At 67.2% G+C, this 12,618-nt stretch carries 17 protein-coding genes; 6 read left to right on the top strand and 11 right to left on the bottom strand.

The features are described from left to right. Positions 1-115: 115 nt before the first annotated feature. A complete protein-coding gene (locus PSV00_RS12150) occupies positions 116-454 on the top strand; it encodes a P-II family nitrogen regulator (protein WP_300447567.1) in 339 nt (112 codons plus the stop codon). Positions 455-516: 62 nt separating this feature from the next. Continuing rightward, on the top strand, positions 517-1,926 hold the full coding sequence (gene glnA, locus PSV00_RS12145; protein ID WP_300447703.1) for a type I glutamate--ammonia ligase: 1,410 nt from the start codon (positions 517-519) through the stop codon (positions 1,924-1,926). A gap of 83 nt (positions 1,927-2,009) precedes the next feature. Here the strand turns inward: glnA and PSV00_RS12140 are convergent, their stop codons facing one another. From PSV00_RS12140 to PSV00_RS12125, 4 genes are read right to left on the bottom strand one after another with little or no spacing between them, the layout of a single operon-like run. Beyond that, positions 2,010-2,276, bottom strand: coding sequence for a hypothetical protein (locus PSV00_RS12140; RefSeq protein ID WP_300447564.1), 267 nt, complete (start codon positions 2,274-2,276; stop codon positions 2,010-2,012). Between the two features lie 59 nt (positions 2,277-2,335). Further along, positions 2,336-3,220 (bottom strand): twin-arginine translocase subunit TatC, encoded by an 885-nt coding sequence (gene tatC / locus PSV00_RS12135; protein ID WP_300447561.1) that lies wholly within the window; start codon positions 3,218-3,220, stop codon positions 2,336-2,338. Then, positions 3,217-3,786 carry a Sec-independent protein translocase protein TatB gene (gene tatB, locus PSV00_RS15325; RefSeq protein WP_366944662.1) on the bottom strand — a complete coding sequence of 190 codons (570 nt, stop codon included), beginning with the start codon at positions 3,784-3,786 and terminating at the stop codon, positions 3,217-3,219. Before tatB ends, tatC begins: the two co-directional genes overlap by 4 nt. Before the next feature lie 25 nt (positions 3,787-3,811). Then, positions 3,812-4,030: a twin-arginine translocase TatA/TatE family subunit gene (locus PSV00_RS12125; RefSeq protein WP_300447559.1), complete on the bottom strand. Its 219-nt coding sequence runs from the start codon at positions 4,028-4,030 to the stop codon at positions 3,812-3,814. Between the two features lie 103 nt (positions 4,031-4,133). On the opposite strand from PSV00_RS12125, the gene rnhA reads away from it, so the two are divergent. After that, positions 4,134-4,586: a ribonuclease HI gene (gene rnhA, locus PSV00_RS12120; RefSeq protein ID WP_300447557.1), complete on the top strand. Its 453-nt coding sequence runs from the start codon at positions 4,134-4,136 to the stop codon at positions 4,584-4,586. Here the strand turns inward: rnhA and PSV00_RS12115 are convergent. The 3 genes from PSV00_RS12115 to PSV00_RS12105 form a co-directional block, all read right to left on the bottom strand. Continuing rightward, positions 4,583-5,041, bottom strand: a complete 459-nt coding sequence (locus tag PSV00_RS12115; protein ID WP_300447555.1) for an NfeD family protein — start codon at positions 5,039-5,041, stop codon at positions 4,583-4,585. The genes rnhA and PSV00_RS12115 overlap by 4 nt on opposite strands. A gap of 3 nt (positions 5,042-5,044) precedes the next feature. Continuing rightward, a complete protein-coding gene (locus PSV00_RS12110) occupies positions 5,045-6,070 on the bottom strand; it encodes an SPFH domain-containing protein (RefSeq protein WP_300447553.1) in 1,026 nt (341 codons plus the stop codon). Positions 6,071-6,153: 83 nt separating this feature from the next. Continuing rightward, positions 6,154-6,597, bottom strand: coding sequence for an NUDIX hydrolase (locus PSV00_RS12105; protein ID WP_300447551.1), 444 nt, complete (start codon positions 6,595-6,597; stop codon positions 6,154-6,156). Positions 6,598-6,685: 88 nt separating this feature from the next. Between PSV00_RS12105 and PSV00_RS12100 the strand changes: the two genes are divergently transcribed. Next, positions 6,686-8,092, top strand: a complete 1,407-nt coding sequence (locus PSV00_RS12100) for an FAD-binding oxidoreductase (protein WP_300447549.1) — start codon at positions 6,686-6,688, stop codon at positions 8,090-8,092. Here the strand turns inward: PSV00_RS12100 and PSV00_RS12095 are convergent. The 4 genes from PSV00_RS12095 to PSV00_RS12080 all read right to left on the bottom strand — a co-directional run bounded on the left by PSV00_RS12095 (position 8,089) and on the right by PSV00_RS12080 (position 10,783). After that, positions 8,089-9,189, bottom strand: a complete 1,101-nt coding sequence (locus PSV00_RS12095; protein ID WP_300447547.1) for a serine hydrolase — start codon at positions 9,187-9,189, stop codon at positions 8,089-8,091. The genes PSV00_RS12100 and PSV00_RS12095 overlap by 4 nt on opposite strands. Positions 9,190-9,258: 69 nt before the next feature. Continuing rightward, entirely contained in the window at positions 9,259-10,068 is an 810-nt protein-coding gene (locus PSV00_RS12090; RefSeq protein WP_300447545.1) for a helix-turn-helix domain-containing protein, read from the bottom strand. Between the two features lie 105 nt (positions 10,069-10,173). After that, positions 10,174-10,497: a hypothetical protein gene (locus tag PSV00_RS12085; RefSeq protein ID WP_300447543.1), complete on the bottom strand. Its 324-nt coding sequence runs from the start codon at positions 10,495-10,497 to the stop codon at positions 10,174-10,176. Between the two features lie 52 nt (positions 10,498-10,549). Then, on the bottom strand, positions 10,550-10,783 hold the full coding sequence (locus PSV00_RS12080; RefSeq protein WP_300447541.1) for a hypothetical protein: 234 nt from the start codon (positions 10,781-10,783) through the stop codon (positions 10,550-10,552). 138 nt (positions 10,784-10,921) lie between these two features. Between PSV00_RS12080 and yaaA the strand changes: the two genes are divergently transcribed. Then, positions 10,922-11,698 (top strand): peroxide stress protein YaaA, encoded by a 777-nt coding sequence (gene yaaA / locus PSV00_RS12075; RefSeq protein ID WP_300447539.1) that lies wholly within the window; start codon positions 10,922-10,924, stop codon positions 11,696-11,698. A 70-nt stretch (positions 11,699-11,768) separates the two neighbouring features. Further along, positions 11,769-12,617 (top strand): 3-hydroxybutyrate dehydrogenase, encoded by an 849-nt coding sequence (locus PSV00_RS12070; protein ID WP_300447537.1) that lies wholly within the window; start codon positions 11,769-11,771, stop codon positions 12,615-12,617. Position 12,618 lies beyond the last annotated feature (1 nt).

The raw sequence follows: 12,618 nt of genomic DNA, 5'->3' as shown, positions 1-12,618 counted from the left end.
TTCCTCTGTTCACGGATGACGACAAAATCGAAAAGAGGCTTGCCTTATTGTGCAATGCAATGTCCCTTTGGTGCCCGAGTGACGGGGCATTCAGCAAGCCCGTCCCGGGGTCGCCATGAAGAAGATCGAAGCCGTCATCAAGCCGTTCAAGCTCGATGAAGTGAAGGAAGCGCTCCAGGACGTGGGCGTGCAAGGTATGACTGTGCTGGAGGCCAAGGGATATGGTCGCCAGAAGGGGCATTCCGAACTCTACCGCGGTGCCGAGTACGTCATCGACTTCCTTCCCAAGATCAAGATCGAGGTCGTGGTTCCCGACGACATGGCCCCGGCCGTGGTCGAGGCGATCCAGGCCGCGGCCCGCACCGGCAAGATCGGCGACGGCAAGATCTTCGTCTCCGACATCGCCGACGTCATCCGTATCCGTACCGGCGAGACCGGCCCCCAGGCTGTCTGAGCCGTCCCGCGCCGCCCGACCGGACGGCGTCCTCCCCTCCTCCCCGAACGAACAGGACCCAGATCATGAGCGCCGATAAAATCCTCAAGGAGATCAAGGAAAAGGACGTTCGTTACGTCGACCTCCGCTTCACCGACACCAAGGGTCGCCTGCAGCATATGACCTTCGACATCGACCTGGTCGACGAGGAGTTCCTCGAGGAAGGCACGATGTTCGACGGCTCCTCCATCGTCGGCTGGAAGGCGATCAATGAGTCCGACATGCTGCTGAAGCCGGACCTGACGACAGCCTATATCGACCCCTTCTACCAGCAGACCACGATGTTCCTGTTCTGCGACGTGCTGAACCCGGACACCAACGAGCCCTACAACCGCGACAGCCGCTCGATGGCCAAGAAGGCCCTGGCCTTCGTCCAGTCGTCGGGCGTGGGCGACCAGGTGTTCTTCGGCCCCGAGGCCGAGTTCTTCATCTTCGACGACGTGCGCTGGAACACCGCCGCCCACGACACCGGCTACAGCTTCGATTCGATCGAGCTGCCGGCCAATACCGGTGCTGAATATTCCGAAGGCAATATGGGCCATCGCCCGGGACCCAAGGGCGGCTATTTCCCGGTCAATCCGGTCGACAGCGCCCAGGACCTGCGCGGCGAAATGCTGGGCGTGATGAAGGAACTGGGCCTCGACCCCGAAAAGCACCACCACGAGGTCGCCCCGGCCCAGCACGAACTGGGTCTGAAATTCAGCGACCTGCTGACCATGGCCGACCGGCTGCAGCTCTACAAATACGTCGTCCACAATGTCGCCGCCGCCTATGGCAAGTCGGCCACCTTCATGGCCAAGCCCATGTACGGCGACAACGGTTCGGGCATGCATGTGCACCAGTCGATCTGGCGTGACGGCAAACCCCTGTTCGCCGGCGACAAATACGCCGGTCTGTCGGACATGTGTCTGTGGTACATCGGCGGCATCATCAAACACGCCAAGGCCATCAACGCCTTCGCCAACTCGACCACCAACTCCTACAAGCGTCTGGTGCCCGGCTATGAAGCCCCGGTGAAACTGGCCTATTCGGCCCGAAACCGCTCGGCCTCGATCCGTATCCCGCACGTCACCAGCCCCAAGGCCAAGCGTATCGAGGCGCGCTTCCCCGATCCGATGGGCAACCCCTATCTGACCTTCGTGGCCCTGCTGATGGCCGGTCTGGACGGGATCGAAAACCGCATCGATCCGGGCGCGCCCGCCGACAAGAATCTCTACGACCTGCCGCCGGAAGAGCGCGGCAACATCCCCGAGGTCTGCGGCAGCCTGCAGGAGGCCCTCGACAGCCTCGACAAGGACCGGGCCTTCCTCAAGAAGGGCGGCGTGATGGATGACGACTTCATCGACAGCTATATCGCGCTGAAACAGGAAGAGGTGCTGCGCCTGCAACTGCACCCCCACCCGGTCGAGTTCGACATGTACTACAGCTGCTGATCGACGGCCGAGACCAACGAGAAAGGCCCCGGACGGGAAACCGTCCGGGGCCTTTTCAATTCCGTTCAGGACCGGTCGGGCGGTCAGCGCCTGGTTTCGACCGAGATGCCGTTCTGGTCGGCGCGGATGGTGGTCGAGTCCTGGTCGGCCGGGCGGCCGTTGCCGTCGACGATCACGACCGGCGGGCCCTGGCGCTCGATGACGACGGGCGGGCCGGGGACTTCACGGGTTTCAACGACCGTGTGGGTGACGGTGTCGGGCTGGGTTTCGGCCGGCTGGGTGCAGGCTCCGGCTCCGAGGGCAACGGCGGCGAGCGCGGCGGCGACGATCGCGAAATGGCGAGGGTTCATGGGTAGGCTCCTGGGGGATGGTGTCCAGCCCAAACGGCTACGCTCGACGTCGGTTCCGGTCAGGGGCGCCCTTCGACAGGGTCCCGCCTGCGCTTGCCCAGTTCGATCAGCCGCACGCACCAGATGCTGATCTCGTAGAGCAGCACCAGGGGCACGGCCAGCATCAGCTGGCTGACCGGATCGGGCGGGGTCACCACGGCGGCCACGACCACCACGGCGACGATCGCATAGCGCCGGCCCTGGGCCATCATCTTCGAATTGACGATCCCGGCCAGCCCCAGCAGCGTCATCACGACCGGCAGCTGGAAACACAGGCCGAAGGCCAGCAGCAGGGCCGTGACCAGGCTGAGATAGTCCGACACCTTGGGCAGCAGCTGGGCCGAGACGCCGCCCCCGGCGATCTGCTGGCTCAGCGAGAACCACATGACGAACGGCAGCATGACGAAATAGACCAGCGCCGTGCCCAGCAGGAACAGCAGCGGTGCCGCGAACAGGAAGGGCAGGAAGGCCCCCTTCTCGTTGCGGTACAGGCCCGGGGCCACGAACCGGTACATCTGCCAGGCCAGGATCGGGAAGGAGACGATGAAGGCCCCGAAACCGGCCAGTTTCATCTTGGTGAACAGGATTTCCAGCGGGGCCGTATAGATCAACTCGACCGTCTGCCCGTCGACGAACGGCAGGGCCTTGAGGCCCGCGGTGCCGAGGATCAGGTCGATCGGCGAGACATGGGTGCCCGGGGCCAGACTCTGGTGGAAGGCCGCGGCCACGGCGAACGGCTTGACCAGGAAGATGTAGAGCGGCTCGGCGAAAGCGAAGCACAGGATGAAGCCGAGGATGAAGGCGATGACGCAGATCAGCAGCCGCCCGCGCAGCTCGATCAGGTGATCCATCAGCGGGGCGCGCGAGGCCTCGATCTCGGCCTCGTCGCGGTCGGGGGCGCTCACAGTTCAGCCTTCTTGGTACGCACCGCCCGGGGGCGGGCAGCAGCCCTGGCCCTCGAGGCCGCGGTCGGCTTGGCTGCGGCCTTGGATGCCGCAGGTTTGCTTGCCTTGGAAACGCGCGCCTTGACCGGGGCCTTGGCCTTGGCACCGGTTTTGATCGGGGGGGCGCTGTCTGGCTCTGCCGGGGCCGCCAGCGGCATCATCGCCGGTCCGGCGTCGGGCCATTCATCGGGGGCGGGAGTCATCGTCGGTACCGGGCTCGGGGCCAGTCCGGAGTCGAGATCCCTGCCGATTTCGCGGAAGGCCGCGTCGGCATCGGCTCCGAGGGCATGGATGCCCTGGTTGGAGCGCAGTGCCTCGACCTCCTTGCGCAGCTCGTCGAGCTCCGACTGGCGGGCCATTTCATCAAAGCTGGCCCGGAACTCATTGGCCATGCCGCGGGCCTTGCCCATCAGCTTGCCCAGCTTTCGCATCAGCACAGGCAAATCCTTGGGCCCCACCACAAGCAGGGCCACCAGGCCAATTACCAGGATTTCCGTGCCACCGAGACCGGGGCCGAGACCACCCATGCGTCAGACTCCGACGTTCAGGGGGCTAGTTTTTCAGGTCTTCTTTTTCGGCATCGGTCCGCGGCAGCGAACTGGTGCCGCCCGACGGGCCGTCCTTGCTGTCGTCGTCCTTGAGGCCGTCCTTGAACGCCTTCACGCCCTTGGCGGCGTCGCCCATCAGGCCCGACAATTTGCCGCGCCCGCCGAACAGCAGGGCCACGACGATAATCACGATGGCCCAGTGCCAGATGCTCAAACTGCCCACGTAACGCTCTCCTCAGACGGACCAACCCGGTCCGCGTCAAATCTGTCCCGCCATATAGGCCACCTGATGGCGCCGCGCCAAGGGACCCTGTAGGGACGCGGTCATGAGTCACGTGATCATCCACACCGACGGTGCCTGCAAGGGCAATCCCGGCCCCGGCGGCTGGGGCGCGATCCTGCAGACCGGCCAGGGTCACGAGAAAACCCTGTGGGGCGGCGAGGCCCTGACGACCAACAACCGGATGGAGCTGACCGCCGCCATCATGGCGCTGGAGGCCCTGTCCCGCCCCTGCAAGGTCGAGCTGCATACCGACAGCAAATATGTGATGCAGGGCATCGACCAGTGGATCCACGGCTGGAAGGCCCGCGGCTGGAAGACGGCCGACAAGAAGCCGGTCAAAAACGAGGATCTGTGGAAGCGGCTCGACACCGCCCGCGAGCGGCACAATGTCCACTGGCGCTGGGTCAAGGGCCACTCGGGCCACGTGCTCAACGACCGCGCCGACGCCCTGGCCAACCGGGGCGTCGATGAGGTGCTGGCGGCGAAGCGGGGCTAGACCGCCCGCACCTTCAGCATCGGACCCGCCACCGATTCGACGATGACCGTTTCGCCGGCCAGGGGCTGGCTGCCCTCGATCATGGCCGGCCATTCGGCCCCCGAGATGAAGACCCGCCCGCGCCCGCCCACGAAGGCCTCGACGACCTGGGCCTTCAGTCCGACCAGACGCAGGTCGCGGTCATTGATGTCCGGCGAATCGGTCGGATTGACCCGCTGGATCAGCTGCCGCGACAACAGGGTCGAGACCAGGGTCAGGCCGGCGAAGATGCCCAGCTCGACGCCGAAGCCGAAGCGCAGACCCAGGGCCGTCAGCACGGCCACAACCCCGGCCGAGACCGCCGGCCACAACAGCCATTCGGTCGAAAAGGCCGCCTCGACGGCCAGCAGCAGCACGCCGACGCCCAGCCAGATCCAGAACGGCTGGGCGACATACAGGTCCACGATCGGGGTCATGTCCTACTCCGTTGTCGGCACGGAACCGCCGGGGCGGCGCGGGGCACGGGTCTGGGCCGGCGGGGCCGACCGGGTGGTGGTCGGTGCCGGTGCCGGCTCACGGCGGGCCTCGACCCGGGACGCCTGCTGGCCACGGGCCATGCCGACCAGCTCGCCGATACCGGCGATGGAGCCGACCAGGGCCCCCATTTCGGCGGGAACGATGACCGTCTTGGCCGTCGGGTTGCGGGCCAGTTCGCCGAAGGCCTCGACGTATTTCTGGGCCACGAAATAGTTGATGGCGTTGACGTCACCGGCGGCGATGGCGTTGGACACCATTTCCGTCGCCTTGGCCTCGGCCTGGGCCAGACGCTCACGCGCCTCGGCGTCGCGCGAGGCGGCCTCCTTGCGGCCCTCGGCCTGCAGGATGGCCGACTGTTTGGCCCCCTCGGCGCGGGCGATGGCGGCCTGTTTCTCGCCCTCGGCCTCGGTGATCACGGCCCGGCGTTCGCGCTCGGCCTTCATCTGGCGGGCCATGGCATTGGTGATGTCGACGGGCGGGGTCAGGTCCTTGATCTCGATCCGGTTGACCTTGACGCCCCACGGCTCGGTGGCGGCGTCGATCACGGTCAGCAGGCGCGAGTTGATGTTGTCGCGCTGGAACAGCACCTCATCCAGGTCCATCGAGCCGACCACGGTCCGCAGATTGGTCGAGCACAGCTGGGTGATGGCATAGGGCAGGTTCTCGACCCGGTAGGCCGCGGCGGCGGCGTCCATCACCTGGATGAAGACGATGGCGTCGACCTTCACCATGGCGTTGTCCTTGGTGATGACCTCCTGCTGGGGCACGTCCAGGACCTGCTCCATCATGTTCATGCGGCGGCCCGTGCGCTCGATGAACGGGGCCAGGAAGGTGATGCCGGGCTTCAAGGTCCGGGTGTAGCGACCGAAGCGTTCGATTGTGAATTCACGGCCTTGCGGCACGATCTTGACCACACTGAACAGCAGCACAAAGGCCAGAACCACCAAGGCAATAGCGAAATAACTCATGTCGTCCTCCAGTTACGACCAAGGGTATCCCCCGGGCGGTTCCCACGCCACCGAAACCGGAATTCTTCCGGATGACATCGCCGTTATATGTGGCGCGGATCGGCCTGGACGGCGATCACCGCCCGCCGCACCGCCTCGGCGATAACGCGCCGGGTCTCGGACCAGTCGACCAGGCCCTCGACCTCGGACAGGGCCACGAAGCGCGCGTCCAGGGCATCATCCCCGGCGACCGGCTCGCCGGAAAGCCAGCGCGCGGCATAGTCGATCAGAACATAGTGGCGGCCGGAGCCGGGAAAGAGCCCGTCGACCACATCGATCAGACCGGTCAGCTCCGCCACGACCCCGGTCTCCTCACGGAGCTCGCGCAGGGCCGCGTCCACGGCCCGCTCGCCCGGCTCGATGCGGCCGCCCGGCAGACTCCAGCTGCCTCGCATCGGCGGGGTGCCACGGCGAATCAACAGCACCTGGTCACCCTTCAGGCAGACGACGCCGACGGCGGGCACGGGGGCTGGCAGGGGCTGGCTCATCCCCTCCCTCTAGCGCGGCGTCCCCGGCCCTGTCGCCCCGATCGCTCTGCGGACTGGCGCAAGCCGCCGGGCCTTGGCACAACAGGCCATGCCCCTCCCCTCGCCCGCCGCCCTCGCCGCCCTGAAATCCGCCGTCGGCGATGGCGGCTGGACCGATGATCCGTCCGAGATCGCCCCCTGGCTGACCGAATGGCGCAGCCGCTGGAACGGCCACACCCCGCTGATGTTGATGCCACGCTCGACGGCCGAGGTGGCCCGGGCCGTGGCCGTCTGTGCCGAACACGGCGTCGCCGTCGTGCCCCAGGGCGGGGACACGGGTCTGGTCGGGGGTCAGATCCCGTTCGGCGAGGTGCTGCTGTCGACCCGTCGGCTGCGCACCGTGCGTGACGTGACCCCGCTGGACGACGCGATGACGGTCGAGGCCGGGGTCACATTGCTGGAGGCGCAGCAGGCCGCCGCCGCGGTCGACCGGATGTTCCCGCTCAGCCTCGCCGCCGAGGGCAGTGCCACGATCGGCGGGGTGATCTCGACCAATGCCGGCGGCACGGCCGTGCTGCGCTACGGCGTGATGCGCGATCTGGTGCTGGGGATCGAGGCGGTCATGCCCGACGGCCAGATGTTCAACGGCCTGAAACGGCTGCGCAAGGACAACACCGGCTATGATCTGAAACAGCTGCTGATCGGGGCCGAGGGCACGCTGGGCGTGATCACGGCGGCGACGCTGAAACTGTTCCCGGTCATGCGCAGCCGGGCCACGGCCGTGGTTGGCCTCGACGATCCGGCCGCCGCCATCCAGCTGCTGGCCCGGGCCAAGGCCGAGACCGGCGGCGGGGTCGAGGCCTTCGAGCTGATGAAGCGGATCGGCATGGAATTCGTGCTGGCCAACATCCCCGACACCCGCGAGCCGCTGGACAGCACCCCGCCCTGGTCTGTGCTGATCGAACTGGTGTCCGGCGAGCCGGGCGCGGCCGATGCGGCGATGGAGCGGCTGCTGACCCACGCCTTCGAGACCGGGCTGATCACCGACGCCGCCATCGCCCAGAACGACGCCCAGCGCGCCGCCTTCTGGAAGGTGCGCGAGGAACAGTCGGCGGCCCAGAAGCCCGAGGGTGGCGGCTGGAAACACGACGTCTCCGTCCCCGTCTCACGCATCGCCGCGTTTCTCGAAGAGGCCACGGCCGCGGTCGAACGCTTCCACCCCGGGGCCCGGGTCAGCGCCTTCGGCCATGTCGGTGACGGCAATCTGCACTACGATGTGCTGTGCCCGAAGGGCGGGGACCTGAAAGCCTTCCTCGCCCGCTGGGAGGAAGGCTCGCAGATCGTCCACGACATCGTGGCCCGCTATGACGGCTCGATCAGCGCCGAACACGGTCTGGGCCGGCTGAAGACCGACGAGGCGCGCCGCTACAAGTCGCCGCTGGAGATCAGCACCATGCAGGCCATTCGGGCCGCCATCGACCCGCAGCGGATCATGAACCCGGCGGTCCTGTTCTAGGGCACCAGCGCCGCCAGCGCGTGCTCGCTGATCAGGCGGTCGGCGATGCCGTGGGGATTGCGGACATTGTAGTTCTCGGTCGTCACCACCACGACAGCCTGCAGGGCCGGAATGATCACGACCTTGTTGCCACCCGTCCCGGCCATGGCCCAGGCCGGATAGCTCACGCCCTTGACCGTGTAGGACGGCAGCCAGGTCAGGTAACCATAGTCGCCGCGCCCCTCGCCGGCCGAGGCGTGGGGTGTGGTCATCGCCGTGACAAAGGCCTCCGGCAGCACCTGACGCCCATGCCAGCGCCCGCCGTCCAGCAGCATCTCGCCCAGTTTGAGCAGGTCACGACTGCGCAACCCCAGGCCGCCGCCGCCCTGGGCCAGCCCGGTCGGTGAGAACTGCCATTCCTCACCGGTGATGCCCAGCGGCGTGAACAGAACCTCACGGGCGAAGTCGGGCAGAGCCTCGTGGGTCGCCGACTGCACCACGGCCCCCAGGGTGGTCACCCCGGTCGTGCAATAGCTGAACGACCGGCCGTAGGGGGCGTCTTCCGGCTTGGGCACCCAGGCAGCGAATCCGCGGATCGGCAGATCAAAGGCGAATTTCACCCAGTCCTCGATCAGATACATCCGCTCCTCGTTGCCGCGCGAGAACTGGTTGTCGTCGTCGCACTCCAGCAGCGAACTCATCGTCAGCAGGTCCTCGATCGTGATCCGCGCCTTGCGGGGGTCCGGATTGTCGAACGGGCCATGGTCGGCGATGAACGGCAGAACCGGGGCCTGGACGCTGCTGATCGACCCCCGTGCGATGGCGGCCCCGACCAGCATGGCGGTCACGGTCTTGGTGACCGAACGGGTGTTGCGCCGTCCCTCGGCCCCGGCATCATCGAAATAGCTCTCGTGGATGACCCGGCCGTGCCGGGCGACCAGCACACTGGTCACCTTCTGGAATTCGCCGGCGCGCACCGCCGTGTCCAACCGGGTGAAGGCCTCGGCGGTCGCTGACCCCGCGGCCGGAACGACAATCGGCCAGTCATCCGTCTGTTGCGCCAGGGCGGGCGCGGCGGCGAGCAGGGACAGGCAGGCGGCGAGGACGAGATTACGCATGGGACACTCCGGTTTCACCGGACCAATGACCCGGTTCATCACCCACTGTCTTGAACCGGTGCAACATTTTCAGACGAGGGCGGCCGCGCTGACCGTCGGGCTGACCCCATAGATACGTCCATGTTCGCGGGTCATATGGCTCTGGTCCGCATAGCCCGCGGCCTGCGCCGCCTCGATCGGGCGCAGGCCGCGCGCCAGGGCTGCCATGGCGATATCGGCCCGACGGCGGCGGATCGCATCCCCCGGACTGATACCGAAACACTGCCGATAGGTGCGGGCGAGATGCACCGGGTGCACACCGACCGCCGCCGCGATGCCGCGCACCTCCAACCCCTGCCGGCAGGCGAGGTCGGCGATCATGTCCCGGGCGGTTTCGAGCCAGTCGGGCGTGCCCGTCGATTTTCCCGCCCCGCGCTGCCCGGCGACCGCCACCATGGCCAGGGCCTGGTCCTCCAGCGCCAGGTCATCGCCGGGTTCGAAGCGGATACAGCCCCCGACCAGCCGCCGCACCGCCGCCGTCGACACGGCATCGTCCAGCAGGACCGGCCGGTCGCCGCCGATCGCTGCCGACGCCGGGGTCGAGACCGACAGAAACCGGCCGCCCGCCTCGTCGAAACAGTCCTGATGGGTCGTACCCGGCGGATTGTAGATCAGCGCACCGGCCCGGACCGCCCCCCCTCGCCCGGACCGGTCGCCGTCGGCGAGGCTGCGATAACCCTCATCCAGGGGCAGGATGAAATGGGCCTCGTCATGAGCGTGTTCGACCACGGCCTCGGGCGGCAGGGTGGCGATGCGCAGCTCGACGCAAAATCCGCCACCCGAGACGGACTTCCGCAGCGCCCCGAGAAAATCCCCGCGCGCCAGGCGCCTCTGCGTCATCGTCACGACTCCCGGGCCGGCCGGGCCCGAAGGCAGTAAGCAACAATCCCGGTACCGATTCAATTGCCCATCAAACCGGCCCGGGGGCCGGGCCGGAACCGGGGCTCAGCGGCCCCGGTGGGCATCCAGCTTGCCGAACTCCCGATCAAGCGCCGTCGTCATTTTGCGCAGGGCCCCGCTGAGGGCCAGGTCGGGGGTGGCGGCATGGTCGGTGACGGTCATCGGATCCAGCCCCTGGGGACGCGCCTCCATCATGCAGCGGGTTTCCGCCCCGCCGTGCTGGACATTGGCCTCGTCGCCGAGATGAACCTCGACGCGGGTCAGCCGACCGTCAAAGCGGGACAGGCCGGTGCGGACGTCCGTCTCCATGGCGGACACAAGGGCTTCGCGCCCGTCGATATTATTGGCCGTGTTGATCTGGACCTGCATGAAGTCTCCGTCGGTGTTGAGCGTGGGTTGGTCTGGGCGGAATCGGGCCGGTTCAGCGCACCTTGCGCGACCGTTCCAGCACCGGGCGCTGCCCCTCGGCCCCGAACGCGCCGGAGGGGGCGATGCCCGCCCGCGGCGTCGGATTCATGCCGTCGTCCGCCGTGCGGCCGGACTGCGGATGCGGGACGTCAGCGGCCCTGGACTTCAGGTCCATCGCCTTTTGCGCCAGATCCTTCTGGGTCGTGTCGGGCTGGGTCGTGTCCGGGGTGTTTGTCTCGCTGGTCATGGAACGTGCTCCTTGCTGCGGGGATACATAACCAACCCCCTGCGTCCCCGGGCGTTCCGGCGCTGTGACGTCGCACACCCGGTTCAATTCGTCATCAAACCCGCCTAAGAGACGGCGCACGCCGCCCGGAGCCTCGCCTTGCTGATCGTCCTGTCCCCGGCCAAGCGGCTGGATTTCACCGAAGCCGACCCGTCCCTGCCCGCCACGACGCCGCGATTCGCCGAGGACACGGCCACCCTGTCGAAGACCACCCGCCGCCTGACCCGGGCCGACCTGCGCCGGATGATGTCGATCTCGGACAAGCTGGCCGACCTGAACCACGACCGTTTCCAGGCCTTCGATCCCGAACCCGCCGACGACCTGGGGGTTCAGGCCGCCCTGGCCTTCGCCGGCGACACCTATGAGGGGCTGGCCGCCCGCGACCTCGACGCCGTGGGACTGGCCTGGGCCCAGGACCGGTTGCGCATCCTGTCAGGCCTGTACGGCCTGCTGCGTCCGCTGGACCGGATCCAGCCCTATCGACTGGAGATGGGGACCCGGCTCAAGACCCGGCGCGGCGGCAGCCTGTATGACTTCTGGGGCGACCGCATCTCGCAGCAGCTGAACGCCGATGCCGCAGGCCAGGCCGATCCGGTTCTGGTCAATCTGGCCAGTCAGGAATATTTCGGTGCGGTCGACGCCAAGGCGTTGAAAATCCCGGTCGTGACCCCGCATTTCCGCGAGGAAAAGGATGGCGAGAGCCGCATCATCTCCTTCTTCGCCAAGAAGGCCCGGGGCGGCATGGCCCGGTTCGCGATCGACGAACGAATTGATCGAAGCGAGGGTCTGAAGGCCTATGACCGCGACGGCTACCGCTTCGACAAGACCGCCTCCACCGCCACCGACTGGATATTCACCCGATCAGGAAATTCCTGAGCCGGACCTGTCGCCTTCGCGCCCGCGAAGGGCTAGGCTGACTTCCCGAGACAAGACGGACGATACCTCCATGTTCCAGTGGCCCAAACGCGGCGACGGCTCTGACGCCGGACAGGCTCCCTTTCGCGACATCGGCGACCTCAAGGGACAGGTAGCGGTCATCTCGGGATCGACCTCCGGCATCGGCCTGGCCCTGGCCCGGTCGGTCGCGGCGCGCGGTGGCGACGTCGTGCTGAACGGTCTCGGCGACCCGTCCGAAATCGAACGCACCCGGTCCGAGATGGAAGCCGCCTGCGGCGTGCGCGTCCGCTATCACGGGGCCGATATGCGCAAGGGCGAGGAGGTGGCCGACATGGTCGCCTTTGCCCGGCATGACCTCGGCCGGCTCGACATTCTCGTCAACAATGCCGGCGTCCAGCATGTCGAGGCGGTCGAGAAATTCCCGTCCGACAAATGGGAACAGATCATCGCCATCAACCTGTCGTCGACCTTCTATGCGACGCGGGCGGCGATCCCGATCATGAAGGCCCAGGGCCGCGGCCGGATCGTCAACATCGCCAGTGCCCACGGCCTGGTCGCCAGCCCGTTCAAATCGGCCTATGTCGCCGCCAAGCATGGGGTCCTCGGCTTCACCAAGACGGTGGCCCTGGAACTGGCCCAGGACAACATCACCTGCAACGCCATCTGCCCCGGCTTCGTCGAGACGCCGATCGTCGAAAAGCAGATCGCCGACCAGGCCCGCACCCGCGGCATGTCGAAAGAGGCGGTCCTCAAGGACATCATCCTCGGCTCCCAGCCGACCAAACGGTTCGTCACCACCGACGAACTGGCGGGCCTGTTCCTGTATCTGGTCAGCGACCTCGGGGCCTCGGCCAACGGGGCCAGCTTCTCGATCGACGGCGGCTGGACGGCGCAGTAGG

This window comes from Brevundimonas sp. (assembly GCF_029945885.1).
In the GTDB taxonomy this organism is placed as follows: Bacteria; Pseudomonadota; Alphaproteobacteria; order Caulobacterales; family Caulobacteraceae; genus Brevundimonas.
This window is presented reverse-complemented; position numbering and strand designations above follow the sequence as displayed.

Bases quoted from the DNA above. Each gene is read 5' to 3' on its own strand.
- PSV00_RS12080 (WP_300447541.1), bottom strand. From the start codon at position 10,783: ATGACCAGCGAGACAAACACCCCGGACACGACCCAGCCCGACACGACC.
- PSV00_RS12115 (WP_300447555.1), bottom strand. From the start codon at position 5,041: ATGACCCCGATCGTGGACCTGTATGTCGCCCAGCCGTTCTGGATCTGG.
- tatB (WP_366944662.1), bottom strand. From the start codon at position 3,786: ATGGGTGGTCTCGGCCCCGGTCTCGGTGGCACGGAAATCCTGGTAATT.
- rnhA (WP_300447557.1), top strand. From the start codon at position 4,134: ATGAGTCACGTGATCATCCACACCGACGGTGCCTGCAAGGGCAATCCC.
- PSV00_RS12110 (WP_300447553.1), bottom strand. From the start codon at position 6,070: ATGAGTTATTTCGCTATTGCCTTGGTGGTTCTGGCCTTTGTGCTGCTG.
- PSV00_RS12070 (WP_300447537.1), top strand. From the start codon at position 11,769: ATGTTCCAGTGGCCCAAACGCGGCGACGGCTCTGACGCCGGACAGGCT.
- PSV00_RS12150 (WP_300447567.1), top strand. From the start codon at position 116: ATGAAGAAGATCGAAGCCGTCATCAAGCCGTTCAAGCTCGATGAAGTG.
- PSV00_RS12095 (WP_300447547.1), bottom strand. From the start codon at position 9,189: ATGCGTAATCTCGTCCTCGCCGCCTGCCTGTCCCTGCTCGCCGCCGCG.
- PSV00_RS12140 (WP_300447564.1), bottom strand. From the start codon at position 2,276: ATGAACCCTCGCCATTTCGCGATCGTCGCCGCCGCGCTCGCCGCCGTT.
- PSV00_RS12090 (WP_300447545.1), bottom strand. From the start codon at position 10,068: ATGACGCAGAGGCGCCTGGCGCGCGGGGATTTTCTCGGGGCGCTGCGG.
- PSV00_RS12100 (WP_300447549.1), top strand. From the start codon at position 6,686: ATGCCCCTCCCCTCGCCCGCCGCCCTCGCCGCCCTGAAATCCGCCGTC.
- PSV00_RS12105 (WP_300447551.1), bottom strand. From the start codon at position 6,597: ATGAGCCAGCCCCTGCCAGCCCCCGTGCCCGCCGTCGGCGTCGTCTGC.
- PSV00_RS12085 (WP_300447543.1), bottom strand. From the start codon at position 10,497: ATGCAGGTCCAGATCAACACGGCCAATAATATCGACGGGCGCGAAGCC.